Annotated in this window: 15 protein-coding genes and 1 tRNA gene; 7 read left to right on the top strand and 9 right to left on the bottom strand. The window is 64.8% G+C overall.

Going from position 1 to position 12,833, the window contains the following annotated elements; all coding sequences use genetic code 11:
• The 3 genes from ACEQXV_RS02755 to cysG form a co-directional block, all read right to left on the bottom strand.
• On the bottom strand, window positions 1–825 hold an 825-nt coding region (locus ACEQXV_RS02755), incomplete at its 3' end, for a nitrite/sulfite reductase (RefSeq protein ID WP_370267780.1).
• Between the two features lies 1 nt (window position 826).
• Window positions 827–1,126, bottom strand: a complete 300-nt coding sequence (locus ACEQXV_RS02750) for a DUF2849 domain-containing protein (RefSeq protein WP_370267779.1) — start codon at window positions 1,124–1,126, stop codon at window positions 827–829.
• Window positions 1,116–2,516, bottom strand: a complete 1,401-nt coding sequence (gene cysG, locus ACEQXV_RS02745; RefSeq protein WP_370267777.1) for a siroheme synthase CysG — start codon at window positions 2,514–2,516, stop codon at window positions 1,116–1,118. The genes ACEQXV_RS02750 and cysG overlap by 11 nt, the downstream gene beginning before the upstream one ends.
• A gap of 143 nt (window positions 2,517–2,659) precedes the next feature.
• On the opposite strand from cysG, the gene ACEQXV_RS02740 reads away from it, so the two are divergent.
• The gene (locus ACEQXV_RS02740) at window positions 2,660–3,130 is read left to right on the top strand and encodes an Lrp/AsnC family transcriptional regulator (RefSeq protein ID WP_370267776.1); all 471 of its coding nucleotides are present in this window, start codon (window positions 2,660–2,662) and stop codon (window positions 3,128–3,130) included.
• Between the two features lie 3 nt (window positions 3,131–3,133).
• Here the strand turns inward: ACEQXV_RS02740 and ACEQXV_RS02735 are convergent, their stop codons facing one another.
• Together ACEQXV_RS02735 and ACEQXV_RS02730 are read right to left on the bottom strand one after the other, a co-directional pair.
• On the bottom strand, window positions 3,134–3,379 hold the full coding sequence (locus ACEQXV_RS02735) for a DUF6455 family protein (protein ID WP_370251677.1): 246 nt from the start codon (window positions 3,377–3,379) through the stop codon (window positions 3,134–3,136).
• A 69-nt stretch (window positions 3,380–3,448) separates the two neighbouring features.
• Window positions 3,449–4,669, bottom strand: a complete 1,221-nt coding sequence (locus tag ACEQXV_RS02730; protein ID WP_370267775.1) for an alpha/beta fold hydrolase — start codon at window positions 4,667–4,669, stop codon at window positions 3,449–3,451.
• A 167-nt stretch (window positions 4,670–4,836) separates the two neighbouring features.
• Between ACEQXV_RS02730 and ACEQXV_RS02725 the strand changes: the two genes are divergently transcribed.
• The 4 genes from ACEQXV_RS02725 to ACEQXV_RS02710 all read left to right on the top strand — a co-directional run bounded on the left by ACEQXV_RS02725 (window position 4,837) and on the right by ACEQXV_RS02710 (window position 7,473).
• Window positions 4,837–5,292: a hypothetical protein gene (locus ACEQXV_RS02725; RefSeq protein ID WP_370267773.1), complete on the top strand. Its 456-nt coding sequence runs from the start codon at window positions 4,837–4,839 to the stop codon at window positions 5,290–5,292.
• Complete coding sequence (locus tag ACEQXV_RS02720; protein ID WP_370267772.1) at window positions 5,289–6,164, top strand: endonuclease/exonuclease/phosphatase family protein; 876 nt, start codon at window positions 5,289–5,291, stop codon at window positions 6,162–6,164. The genes ACEQXV_RS02725 and ACEQXV_RS02720 overlap by 4 nt, the downstream gene beginning before the upstream one ends.
• Before the next feature lie 327 nt (window positions 6,165–6,491).
• A complete protein-coding gene (locus ACEQXV_RS02715; protein ID WP_370267771.1) occupies window positions 6,492–6,863 on the top strand; it encodes a hypothetical protein in 372 nt (123 codons plus the stop codon).
• Window positions 6,853–7,473 (top strand): hypothetical protein, encoded by a 621-nt coding sequence (locus ACEQXV_RS02710; RefSeq protein WP_370251421.1) that lies wholly within the window; start codon window positions 6,853–6,855, stop codon window positions 7,471–7,473. The genes ACEQXV_RS02715 and ACEQXV_RS02710 overlap by 11 nt, the downstream gene beginning before the upstream one ends.
• Before the next feature lie 3 nt (window positions 7,474–7,476).
• Here ACEQXV_RS02710 and dddP read toward each other — a convergent pair whose 3' ends face one another.
• Entirely contained in the window at window positions 7,477–8,805 is a 1,329-nt protein-coding gene (dddP, locus tag ACEQXV_RS02705; protein WP_370267770.1) for a dimethylsulfonioproprionate lyase DddP, read from the bottom strand.
• 86 nt (window positions 8,806–8,891) lie between these two features.
• Between dddP and ACEQXV_RS02700 the strand changes: the two genes are divergently transcribed.
• Both ACEQXV_RS02700 and ACEQXV_RS02695 read left to right on the top strand, forming a co-directional pair.
• A complete protein-coding gene (locus ACEQXV_RS02700) occupies window positions 8,892–9,695 on the top strand; it encodes a DUF3445 domain-containing protein (RefSeq protein WP_370267768.1) in 804 nt (267 codons plus the stop codon).
• On the top strand, window positions 9,692–10,891 hold the full coding sequence (locus ACEQXV_RS02695; RefSeq protein WP_370253565.1) for a class I SAM-dependent methyltransferase: 1,200 nt from the start codon (window positions 9,692–9,694) through the stop codon (window positions 10,889–10,891). The genes ACEQXV_RS02700 and ACEQXV_RS02695 overlap by 4 nt, the downstream gene beginning before the upstream one ends.
• A gap of 40 nt (window positions 10,892–10,931) precedes the next feature.
• Here the strand turns inward: ACEQXV_RS02695 and ACEQXV_RS02690 are convergent, their stop codons facing one another.
• The 3 genes from ACEQXV_RS02690 to ACEQXV_RS02680 all read right to left on the bottom strand — a co-directional run.
• Entirely contained in the window at window positions 10,932–12,023 is a 1,092-nt protein-coding gene (locus ACEQXV_RS02690; RefSeq protein ID WP_370267766.1) for a 2'-deoxycytidine 5'-triphosphate deaminase, read from the bottom strand.
• A gap of 58 nt (window positions 12,024–12,081) precedes the next feature.
• Window positions 12,082–12,158 (bottom strand) — tRNA-Pro (locus ACEQXV_RS02685).
• Between the two features lie 77 nt (window positions 12,159–12,235).
• On the bottom strand, window positions 12,236–12,833 hold a 598-nt coding region (locus ACEQXV_RS02680; RefSeq protein ID WP_370267764.1), incomplete at its 5' end, for a MerR family transcriptional regulator.

The raw sequence follows: 12,833 nt of genomic DNA, 5'->3' as shown, positions 1-12,833 counted from the left end.
CGGCTTGCGCAAGGCGAATTCCGTCTCGACCTCGCCCTTCAGGTTCTCCAGCCCGAATTCGTGAACCAGGATCTTGATGCGCGCCTTGTACTTGTTGTCACGCCGCCCGATCACGTTCCAGACGGCAACGGTGGCCTCCAGATAGGGCAGGAGGTCTTCGGCCGGGATGAACTCGGCCAGCACCTTGCCGATCATCGGCGTGCGGCCAAGCCCGCCGCCCACGAGCACCTGATAGCCGATCTGGCCGTCCTTCCGCACGATCCGCAAGCCGATGTCATGGGCTGCCGTCACCGCGCGGTCATTGGGGGCGCCGGTGATTGCGATCTTGAACTTGCGCGGCATGAACTGGAATTCCGGGTGGTCGGTGGACCATTGCCGCAGCAGTTCCGCCACCGGGCGGGGGTCGGCCACCTCGTCGGCGGCGGCCCCTGCGAAATGGTCGGCTGTCACGTTGCGGATCGTGTTGCCAGAGGTCTGGATCGCGTGCAGCCCAACCTCGGCCAGTGCGTCCAGCATGTCGGGCACGTCGTTCAGGCGCGGCCAGTTATACTGGATGTTCTGGCGGGTGGTGAAATGGCCATAGCCCTTGTCCCAGGTCTCGGCGAGATAGGCCAGCTGCCGCATCTGCGTGCTGTTCAGCGTGCCATAGGGAATGGCGACCCGCAGCATGTAGGCATGCAGTTGCAGGTAGAGCCCGTTCATCAGGCGCAGCGGCTTGAACTCGTCCTCGGTGAGGCTTCCGTCGCTGCGGCGTTCCACCTGCGCGCGGAACTGGCGGTTGCGCTCGGCGAGGAAATCGCGGTCGAATTCGGAGTAGCGGTACATCTTAAAGCTCCACCTGCTTGCCATGGGCGTAGTTGGACGGTCCACGGGTGCGGAAGACCTCGCGGAAATGGGTGGGTTCGGGGCCCTTGGGGCCCTCCTTGGCATCGGCCAGATAGGCACCGACGACGGTTGCGGCCTGCCGTTCGGCATCGAGCAGACGGATCGCGGCATGGGCCTCGTCCGTGATCAGCTCCGCTTCCTCGTGGTAGCGGGTCCAGCGGTCATCTGCGGTGAGGTCGACCACGTCGCCTTCCAGAAGGTGATTGGCGGTCACGACCTTGGGGGTGAAGTCACGGGGCATGGGCAAGCTCCTGAAGCTCTGGCAGTCGGGCCTCGGCCGCGCGGGGCGCGAGACCATAGAGAAGAATGGCGGGGCCGCTCAGATCGGCACTGTCGAGATCGCTGGCCAGCGTGGCTAATGTGCTGGCCAGCGTGCGGGCCTCGGCGCGCGAGGCGTTTTCCACGATGGTGACGGGCGTCGCGGCGGGGGCGCCGTGCATCAGCAGACGGCCTTGCAGGAAGCGTGCGCCCTTCTTGGCCATGTAGATGGCGGCCACCGTGCCGGGGCGGGCGAGCGCCGCCCAATCCTGTTCGGCGAACCCTTCGGTATCGTGGCCCGTCAGCACCCGCAGGGCCGAATTGCGACCCCGGCGGGTGAGGCTTTGGCCGATCCCGGCGGCGGCGGCAGATGCCGAGGTGATGCCGGGCACGATGGACCAGCCGATCCCGGCGGCCTCCAGCGCCTCGATTTCCTCGTCGAGCCGACCGTAGATGACCGGATCGCCGGACTTGAGCCGCAGCACCTGCAAGCCTTTCGCGGCGTGCTCCACCATCAGGCGGGCGATCTCGTCTTGCGGGGTGTGGCGGCCGAAACCCTGTTTGCCCACGTCCAGAAGCGTTGCTTCTCGGCGCGCGAGCTCCAGGATTTCCGGCGCAACCAGACGGTCGTGAATGATCACGTCGGCCTCGTCCAGCGCCTTGCGTGCCTTGAGAGTCAGAAGCTCCGGGTCGCCAGGGCCAGCGCCGACAAGGGCCACGTGGCCTTCGCGCGGCTTGGCGGTCAGGTGGTCGGCCAGCAGGGTGCGCAGGCCATTGTGAACAGCATCCTCGCCGCCATCGGCCAGCGCCTTTGGGCCGGTGTCGAAGTAGTAGTCGGCCCAGAAATCGCGCCGTTTGCGGCCGAAGGGCAGGGCCTCGACCGCGCCGCGGAACGCCTTGCCGATGCAGGCCAGCGTGCCGAGCGTGACGGGCAGCCTGTCTTCCAGGTCGCGCTTTATCGCGCGGGCCAGGACGGGGGCGGCCCCTTCGGTGCCGATTGCCACCGTGACCGGGTCGCGGTCCACGATCGCAGGGGTGATGAAGGCGCTGTCTTCGAGGTTGTCGACCACGTTGACCAGCACGCCCGCCGCTTCGGCCAGCCGCTTGATGCGGGCATCGGTGGCGGCGTCTTCGTCGGCGGCATAGACCAGAACCGCGCCGGGCAGGTCGCACGGGGCGAGCGAGCGCAGGCGCAGGCTCAGCCTGCCATCTGCGGCCCAGGCGGTGATTTCCGGGGCGGGCGTTTCGGCGAAAACCTCGATGCGGGCCTCGGTCTTGAGCAGCAGGCGCAGCTTGGCCAAGGCCGCATCGCCGCCGCCCGACAGCAGGATGCGCCGGTTTTCGACCGCAAGGAAGATCGGGAAATGCTTCATGACAGGGCCCGCGTTTGTTCGTTTCTGGACCAAGATATAGAATAATTTCCCATCAATTTGCCATATGGGCTTGCGAATAAGGACACATGTTCGTTATGTGGGTCCAAGAAGAACACTCGTCCCATATGAAGGATATGCGTGAAATGTCCGTCCAGATCGACGCTCTCGACCGGAAAATCCTTGCTGCGCTGCAGGAAGATGCCAGCCAGTCGCTCGATGAAATCGCCCGCGTGGTGGGCTCGTCAAAGACCCCGGTCTGGACCCGAATCCGCAAGATGCGCGAGGCGGGGATCATCGGGCGGCAGACGGTTCTGCTGGATGCCGAGGCCCTGGGGCTGGAGGCCTGTTTCTTCGTCTTGATCCGCACCAGCGAGCACGAGGCCGATTGGCAGCGCCGCTTCCTCGACACGCTGCAAAGCCGCCCCGAAGTGCTGGAGGCGCACCGCCTGGCAGGCGATATCGACTATATCCTGAAGGTGCGCGTGGCCAATGCCCGCGCCTATGACCGGTTCTACCAGTCGCTGATTTCCGAGGTGCGCATCCACAACGTGACGGCACTGCTCAGTATGGAGGAAATCAAGTCCACCACGATGCTGCCGCTTGGTGTCGAGTGACTCTCAGCGGTGCATGATATCGCGGTTGCGGCAATAGGCGGGCGCATCGTCCAGCTTGGCATTTTCATCCAGCAGGTGCCGGCAGTCACCCTGTTTGCCGCAGGCGGAACAAGACAGGACGGCGCGGCGATACTTGGTTGCCGACAGCTCCGGGTCGAGCCCGTCAAGACGGGCAAGATCGACATCCAGTCGGTCGGCCATGTCATCGACCAGCGCGGCGCTGTCGCTGAGAGATTTGAAAATACCCATGTCGCGGCCTCCTGCATGCCTGTTCAAGCGCAGATGGCCGCAATCTCGTTGCAAATGCATTGACTTGGATCAAGCAGAGGCGGAAACCAGCTCGGTTCTGACCGTGGCGCCGTGTTCCAGCGTGCGATGGACGGGGCATTTGTCGGCAATCTCCATCAGCCGCGCGCGCTGATCGGCGTCCAGCGCGCCCTCCAGCGTGATCCGGCGCAGGAAATGGTCGATCCGGCTTGTCGATCCGCCGGCGTCCTGCGCGTGCACCTTGTCATGGGTGACATCCACCGACACATGGGCCAGCGGCCATCCTTTGCGGCGGGCATACATGCGGATCGTCATCGAGGTGCAGGCGCCAAGCCCCGCGGCCAGGAACTGATACGGGGTGAAACCCCGGTTCGTGCCGCCATAGGCCGTGGGTTCATCGGCGACGGTGTGGTGAAACGGCCCGGCCTGCACGTCCTGGCGAAAGCCCTCGGGGTCGGCCTCGCTGACGCGGGTGATACCTTCGGGCGCGCCGATCGGCGGGGCAGGGGGACGCAGGTCGAGATATTTCCCGGCCCAGGCCGCGATGACCTCGGCGGCGTATTCCACATCCTCGGCGCGGCTGATCAGGTGATCGGCCTCGTCGAGGGTGACGAAGCTCTTGGGATGCTTGGCGGCCAGGAAGATGCGGGTTGCATTCTCGATCCCGACCACGCTGTCACGGGGGGCATGAAGAACCAGAAGCGCCTTTTTCATCGCCGCGATTGCAGGCCCGAGAGTCTCGGCCCGCACGTCATCGACAAACCCCTTGCCGATCTTGATGGCCCGCCCGGCGAGCGTCACCTCGGCCTGGCCATCGGCATCGATCCGTTCCAGCGCATCGCCGAAATTATGGGTGACGTGGCCGGGGTCGAATGGGGCCCCGATGGTGACCACGGCCTTGACCCGGGGCAGCCGGGTGGCGGCCTTCAGCACCGCCGCGCCGCCAAGCGAATGCCCGATCAGCAGGTCCGGGGCCATGCCGCGCCCCTCCAGCGCCTCGGCAGCTGCCTGCAAATCGTCGACGTTCGAGGTGAAGGAGGTGTTTTCGAACTCTCCGCCGGAATGGCCAAGCCCCGTGAAGTCGAAGCGCAGGACCGCGATCCCCATGCCGGCAAGCCGCCCGGCGATGCGACGGGCCGCAGCGATATCCTTGCCGCAGGTAAAGCAATGCGCCAGCAGTGCGGTCGCCAGGTGCGGTCCCTCGGGCCGGTCGAGCCGCGCGGCAAGGGCATGGCCAGCATGACCGGGGAAGGTGAAAAGTTCGGTTGGCATGGGCTGATCCTCGTGACGTGCAACACCCCGAGTCTGGGGGGCGGATCGGGGCAGGCAACCCGCCTCACGCGTACGTGTTGGCCCGTGTGCCCCGCGCGAGCGGTGCCAATTCTCTGGACCGGGCCCGAAAAGCCGCTAGGCTATTGGCAACGGCGGGTTTTTCGAAGATGGCGGGGTTGGACCAGGTGGCAGGATGCGGGCACAGACTGGGGTGGGCGCTGGCGCTTTGCGCAGGCTTTGCAACATGGGCCGTCCCCCTGCCTGCGCAAGAGACCGGGCAGCTTGGCGATGTCGATGCCTACATGGCCCATTGTCTTGGCGAAGCCTTCGCGCTGGAAAACATCTGGGAACTGGTGCTGACCGAATTGCCCCGGCTGGAACATCGGCACATCGCGGCACAGTCCTGGGCGCAATCCATGGTCTCCGTCGCGGCTGAATTCTACGTGAGCGAGGCCACGATCGACGCGTTCAGTGACCGGGTGCTGGCCGAGATCGGGTCCAGCGAAGAGGCGATCCTGGATCGCATGGCGGACCTGGGCGACGTTGTTGCCGCGATGAATGCCAGTGAAGAGCAGCACCGCACCGATTGTGCGCTCTTCCTCGATCCCGACACGCGGCCATGAGGCGTCTTTCCCGCCTTGTCGGGATCGCGTTTCTGGCCCTGTCCGCGCTCGGCCTTGTCGCAGGCTATGGCGGGGCGCTGCATCCTGCGGGGGATTCCCTGGCATTGCTGCGACTGCCCCTTGCGCTTATCTGCGCGCTGCTTGCCCTTGCGCTGCGCTGGCCCCGACGGCTTGTCTGGCCCGTGGGGGCCGTGGCGCTGGCCTCGCTGGTCGGGCTCGCCATGACCAAGCTGCCGCAGCCCGAGGGCGAAGGGATCGTGATCCAGCATCGCAACCTGTGGGTCTGGAACCCGGTCAGCGACGAGATGGAAGCCGAGCTGCGCGACAGTGGCGCCGACGTGGTGACCCTGTCCGAAGTCGCGCCTCGAAACGAAGCCCTGCTGGCGCGCCTCGGCGATCTCTACCCTTACCAGCACTATTGTCCGGGCCGGTGGGGGCAGGCGGTGTTGTCACGTTTTCCGGGCACGGGCAACACGCTCTGTTCCGAGGGGCGGGGCATCGCGGCGATGCAGGTTGATGGGCCGGAGGGGCCGTTCTGGGTGGCGGGCATCCACCTGCACTGGCCCTGGCCGCATGAACAGGCGGATCAGGTCGAGGACCTGATGCCCTACCTGGAGCAGATGGAGGGGCCGGTGATCGTGGGCGGTGATTTCAACATGGTGCCCTGGTCCCACGCGGTGCGCCGCATTGCACGCGCCACGCGGACCGCGCGGGTGGGCCCGCTCTTTCCCACGATCTATCCCGGCGGCATCCCGCTTCCTATCGACTACATCCTGGCCCCCGGTCCCGGCACCGCCTGGCGCCGGCCGCAAGTGGGGTCGGACCATTTCGGCGTGCAGGCGCGGGTGTCGCTTTCGGAGCAACAGGGATGACAACAAACCTTTTGTTTACCAGTTTTTCCTAGCATTGCGCCCCCGGTCTGCTTAGGCTCGTCTCATGGTTGTTAGTGTGATTGGAATTCTCCTTGGCTAAGCAAGAACGAAACGGGCCGGAGTCGGATCAATTCGGACTTACGCCAGCGGATTACGCGGATATTGACGCACGGGGTCTGGCTTTCCTGAACGGGGAAGATGACGGGTTCGTCGAGATCAGCCGGCACAAGCTTCAGCAAACGATGTCGGCGCTTGAATCGCATATCAATGCAGTTGGGAAAGCGGCCAGGAAACGGCGCGGATAGTATCGAGTGAAGTTCGACAGTGGTGGATGGTGAGTTCCGGTTCATAGCCGATCCAGTCTATTATCTTGCCCGCTTTGAGGATGCGTGGGATCAGTGCCGTTTGGCAGTGGAGCGCGCCACGTTCCTTGTGACTGGCGCGGAAGCGCGACTCGATGCTGCCCTTCGAAATGAAACGGCCCTTTTGCAGTATTGCGCGCGCAAGGCAGACCTGTTGCGACTTGGGGCCTATCGGCAATTGCCTACGGTCATCGAAACCACTCCCGACGACGCCCTCGTTTACCGCCAGTTACTGGTTGGGCCCTTCGAAGGAAGGTTCCTCGTCCGGGCCGATGAGCGTGTTATCCTGGGAAGCCTTTTCCTTTGGCATAAAGGGGCCGTTGCCAATGGAATCTGAGCTGTCAGACGGGCTGACTGGGCATAGAGCGCTTTTTTACCTTTCCCTCGCCCTCTGCATCGCAGGGGTTGCCATTGGAATTGCGTTGTCCATGCCGGAGATCGGCCAGTGGGGCGGGGTCATGTCGGTCGGGCTCAGCTTTTTCCTGTTGTTTCTGAGCAGGGATACGGCGAAGCGATCCCTCAAGCGTCCACTGGTCCGAGCGCATGCGCAGGCCACAGAGCCTGAAGCGGAACTGTCCCGCGCGTTAGTAGCCTTCGGTGCATCTCCAGTCATGACGCAGGAGGATTTGCGCGCTGCTGCCGTGGCGCTTCTGCAGATGAAAGATGAAGAAATGTCAGCCATTCGCGAAGGTAACGAGGCGCGAGCCAATGCTTGTGCCTCCGCTATGACGGCCGCGCTTATCACTTTGCCGGATGACCGACGCATTGCCTTGGACGCCACGTTTCGGGCCGAGCATGCCTACAGGCTTGCAGAGAACAACCGCGCCGCACTTGCTGCCCATCTCGATTGGGTGCGCAAGGAAACCGTCCCGCTTGCCGCGATCAGCATAGGCGGAACGCTTGTGGCAGGGTTTGGGGATGTTCTGGTTTCCCTGGCCTTGCCGTAACTGTCACCAGCCCAGGAGCCGCTCGTCGAAGGGGTATTGGGTCAGGTTCTCATAGCCATCCTCGGTGATCAGGACCTGGTCTTCCAGCTTGATCGAGAAGTCGCCCCCCTCGGGGCTGACCAGCGCCTCGACGCAGAGCGTCATGCCCGGTTCCAGCACGTAGTCGAAGGCCCCTTCGACCGCCATGTCGGGATAGGCGATAAGAGGCCATTCATCGCAAAGCCCCACGCCATGCATCAGGCAGCCGTATTTCTGCTTCTGATACTGCGGCTCCAGCACATGGGTGTTCTTCGTCAACTCGCTGAAATGGACGCCGGGCTTCAGCATTTCCATGTTGGTCATGATATGGTCATAGGCCACGCGCATGGCGTGAACCATGTCGGGACGCGGGTCGTCGTCGCCGACCCACCAGGTGCGCGAGATGTCCGAACAGATGCCGTAGCAGCCAATGAGGTCGGTATCGAAGGCCAGGATCTCGTTGTTTTGCAATACGCGCGGGCCGCATTCCTGGAACCAGGGGTTGGTGCGCGGCCCGGTGGACAGCAGGCGGGTTTCGATCCATTCGCCGCCGCGCCGGATATTGGCCTTGTGCAGTTCCGCCCAGATATCGTCCTCGGTCATGCCGGGTTCGGTCGCGGCTTCCATCTCGGCCACGCTCGCCTCGCAGGCCAGCATGGCGCAGCGCATGGCCAGGATCTCGTCGGGGCCCTTGATCGCACGGGCCTTCTCGGTGACTTCCTCGCCTTCCATGATCTCGAAGCCACGGGCCTCGAAGGCGCGCAGCCCGTGCAGCATGATCTTGTCGACGGCCAGCCGCTTGTTGCCGCCGGAATGGGCCTTGAGCAGGTCTTCCACCTCGCCGGTGACCTTGCGTGCGGCATCGCCCACCTTGTCGCCCCGGTCGAAATAGAAGAGGTCGAACCCCGCCCGCACTTCGCGCACCAGCGGGTTGTGGTCGGCCAGGAAGGGTGAATTCTTGTAGTCCCACAGCACCATGTAGCCATCGGCGCAGACCAGGCAGGCGCGGAACGGGTTATGCGTGTTCCACAGCTGCATGTTGGTGGAGTCGGTGGCGTAGCGGATGTTGAGCGGGTCGAACATCAAGACCCCGCCATAACCACGCTCGTTGATCTTCTCGACAAGGCGATTGAGCCGGTATTGCCGCATGACGGGCAGGTTGGGCAGGATCAGCCCCGCGGCCTCGAATTCTGCATAGGCCAGCATGGTCGGCCCGATCTCGACGCGGTCATTGTCGTTCAGCGTGCCATCGGCCAGATTGACGCCGCGCGAGGGGTCGATCTTGCGCATGGGCAGGCGATAGGCTTCATTCATCGCTGGAACCTCCCGAAGTTTGGCAAAGCTTGGGATCATGACCGCGCCCGCGCGCGCCCCTTTGCGGCATCAGAAAGGTCGTTTTTTTGGAAGTCATCTGTCAGGACCGCCTGCCTTTCGCCCCCTGGTTGCACCCCGCCACCCGACGCCTGCCAGGGATACAGCCCCTGGACATGAAAGAATGGCTGGTGCGGGACGAAGCTTTCGCAGCACAGATGGCCCTGCGTGACCGGCTGATCGCTGAGCAGCGGCAGGATGTCTTTGCCGCCTGCGAGGGGTCCGAGGATGCCGCCCGCGAGGTGCTGGCGCTTGTGCTGTCGCGGCTTGGCCCCGGCTACACGCGCGAGGGCAGTGCGGTTCTGCGCCCCGACGGCGTGCGCGTGGATCTTGATGCCGATCATCCGCTGGTGACCGCCGCACGCCTTGTGCAGGAGGACCTGTGCCTGATGGACCAGCCCGAGGGATCGGGCGAACATGTGTTGACCGCCGCCGTTCTGTGCTTTCCGGCCAGCTGGACCCTGTCGGAAAAGATCGGGCGTCCGATGACCGGCATTCACGAGCCTGTCAGCGAGTATACCGAGAACATGGCCGCCCGGGTGCAGCGGCTCTTCGATGCGATGCACGAGGATCGGCCCTTGTGGCGGGCCAATGCGCTGCTCTATCACAGCCCCGCGTTGCATCATCCCCTGAGGGAAGCGCAGCGGCGGGTGAAGCCCAAGGGAAAGGCGGAATACTTGCGCTCTGAACGCCAGAGCCTGCTGCGCCTGCCCCGGACGCGGGCGGTGCTCTTTTCCATTCACACATGGGTGGTGCCGTGGGACAAGCTCGACGCCGAGCAGGTCGCAGGGCTTGACTCTCACCCCATCGAGACCGCAGGGCAGGGCGCATGAGCCGTATCGAAGACCAGTATGACGCCTATCCCTATCCTGAACGGGATCCGGCCGATGAAAAGAAACGCCTGATCGTCGGGTCGCCCTCGCACCCTGTCGAGATCGACCATTTCGTGTTCGGGGGCAAACGCGACTGGACCAAGCCCTTCCGCGCCCTTGTGGCGGGTGGGGGCACGGGCGACGCGCTGATGCAGATGGCGCAGGTTCTGACCAACGCGGGCAGGCCCTACGAGATCACCTATCTCGACCTGTCGCGCTCGGCCCGCAAGATCGCCGAGGAACGAGCCAGGGTGCGGGGGCTTTCCGGCATCCGGTTTGAAACCGGATCGCTTCTGAATGCCGAAGCCTACGGCCCCTTCGACTACATCGACTGCTGCGGTGTGCTGCACCACCTGCCGCATCCGCAGGAAGGTTTCAACGCGTTGGCGCGCGCCCTAGCACCGGGCGGCGGGATCGGCCTGATGGTCTATGCGCCCTACGGACGGTCGGGGGTCTACCCGCTGCAAGAGGCTTTCGACCGGCTTTTGCCGGGCAGCCCGAAAGAACGGCTGAAAGCGGCCAGGCAGATTTTCGGTCGCCTGCCCGAAGGCCATCCGTTCAAGCGCAACCCCAACCTCGGGGATCACGAACAGGGGGATGCAGGGTTCTACGACCTTCTGCTGCACAGCCAGGACCGGCCCTATTCCATTCGCGAGTTGCACGACACGCTGGCCGAGGCCGGGCTGGAGGTGACGGGCTCGCCCCAGGCCTATGCCTACGACCCGACGCCGCTTCTGCCCGATCCGGGGCTTCTGGTGGGGATCGACCCGCTGACCCGGATGGAGATCGCAGAAAAACTGCGGGGCACGATCAAGACCCATGTGCTCTACGCCGCACCCAAGGGCCAGGCCGAGGGGCGCGTGGCGCAGCCGCTTCCGGCCGCCATTCCCCATTTCAAGGGCGGCAATGCCGCCAAGGTGGCGCAGGCGGTGGCCAAGAAGGGGGTTCTGCCGCTGACGCTGGAAGGCGAAAAGGCAGAGGTTCCGGTGTCTGGCGCGGTGGTGGGGCTGTTGCGCCACGTGGACGGGCGTCGCAGCCTGGCGGAAATCGCGGCCGCCGAGCGGCTCGACCAGCTTGGATTCGCGGCGCTGTGGAACGGGTTCTCGCGCGATTTGGCGAATTACGGGCTGCTCTACTACTCGACGCTTCTGCGCTGAGGGTCGCCGCCCGGCCGTGGCACGACCGCCTCGACGGTGATCAGGCGCGAAAATGCTTGGACAGTTTCAGCCCCTGGCCCTGGTAGTTCGATGCAAGGTCGGCGCCGTAAAGCACCCGTGGGGCTGCGGCCATGCGTTCATAGACCAGCCGCCCGACGACCTGCCCGTGTTCCAACACGAAGGGCGCTTCGTGGCAGCGCACTTCCAGCACGCCCCGCGCGCCCGCCCCGCCCGCCGGCCCGTAGCCGAAGCCCGGATCGAAGAAGCCCGCGTAATGCACCCTGAACTCGCCCACCATGGCCAGGTAGGGGGCCATCTCGGCGGCGCAATCGGGCGGGATCGTCACCGCCTCGCGGCTGACAAGGATATAGAAGGCCCCCGGGTCGAGGATGATGCGGCCCTCGTCGGTTTCGATCTTTTCCCAGTATTCGGCGGGGTCATACTGGCCGATCCGGTCGAGGTCGATGACGCCGGTATGCGGCTTGGCCCGGTAGCCCACCAGGTTGCCCGAACCCGGGCGCAGATCGACCGAGAAGCCAAGCCCATCGTCGATGACCGCTTCGCCGGACACGAGCGGTGCCTCGGCATGGCGCGCGCGTAGTTCAACATCGCTCAGCACGGCCTGGCCCGCGCGGAACCGGATCTGGTTCAGCCGCATCCCCGGACGCACCAGCACCGAGAAGCTGCGCGGGCAGATCTCGGCATATAGCGGCCCGGCATAGCCCGGTGCGATTCGGTCGAACTCCACCCCGTTATCGGTGATCGTGCGCGTCAGCAGGTCGAGCCGTCCGGTTGAGCTCTTGGCATTGGCGACGGCGGTGATTCCCTTTGGCAGCACCAGCGATTCCATCAGCGGCACCACGTAGACACAGCCCTTTTCCAATACCGCGCCCTGGCTCAGATCCACCTTGTGCATGGTGAATTCTTCCAGCCGCTCGGCCACGGTCCGGCCTGCACCGGCCAAGAACGAGGCGCGCACACGGTAGGCGACATGCCCAAGTCTCAGGTCGAGGCTGGCGGGCTGCACCTGGGTGTCGGCAAAGGGCTGCTCGGGCAGGATCTCGCCGCGAGCGGCCATGGCCTCGATGGCGGCATCGGGCAGAACGCCGGGGCGGGTCTGGTCGGTGGTCATCGCGGCCTCCTGATACGCGAAACCGCCCCGCCCGACAGGGCAAGAGCGGTTTCAGTGTTGGTCGGGCTAGCAGGACTTGAACCTGCGACCTTCCGTCCCCCAGACGGACGCGCTACCAGGCTGCGCCATAGCCCGACGTTCGGCTGTTCTACCGATTTTGCGCGGGGGTGCAAGACGGAACTGGCCGGAAAATTGCACATCTTCAAAATAGATCAGGATGCGCTGGCGCCGCGGCGCAGGCGGGCGGCCAGGGCGTCGAGCCGGGCCACGAGCGGGGCCAGTTGTCCGCGCTGTTCTGCGCTGAGCGGAACCGAGGCCCGCAACAGAGCGTGAATCTCGGCCAGCGGAGAAGGCGCGTGGTCCCCTGTTGGCTCGACAGCCAAGTCCGCAAGGGCAGGGGCCGTGTCGGCTTGAGGTTCCGGCGCAGGATAGTCTTCGACCGCCGGGATGGGGGCCGGTTCCGGTTCGCTCGGCGCGGGCTCTTCCTCGGGGGCTGCGGCAAGCGCCTCGATATCGACGAACCCGGTCCCGGTCCCGGTGCGGGTGGTGTCTTCCTCGGCAGGTGCCGGATCTGTCGCGGTCTCTGCCGCCGTCAGTTCGAGAATCCCGGCTTGGTCCAGCTCTTCGCCGTCGATCGCAGGTGAGAGCGACGAGACATGGGCCACGCCCTCTTCGCGGATGATCTTCTGAACGCCGCGAATGGTCAGGCCCTGATCATGCAGCAGGACCTTGATCCCCCCGATCAGTGCCATGTCGGCAGGGCGGTAGTAGCGCCGCCCGCCCGCACGTTTCACCGGCTTGATCTGGCTG

This window comes from Nioella sp. (assembly GCF_964229645.1).
Taxonomy (GTDB): Bacteria; Pseudomonadota; Alphaproteobacteria; order Rhodobacterales; family Rhodobacteraceae; genus Nioella.
Note: the sequence above shows the minus strand (reverse complement) of the source record. Positions and strands in the feature narration are given on the sequence as shown.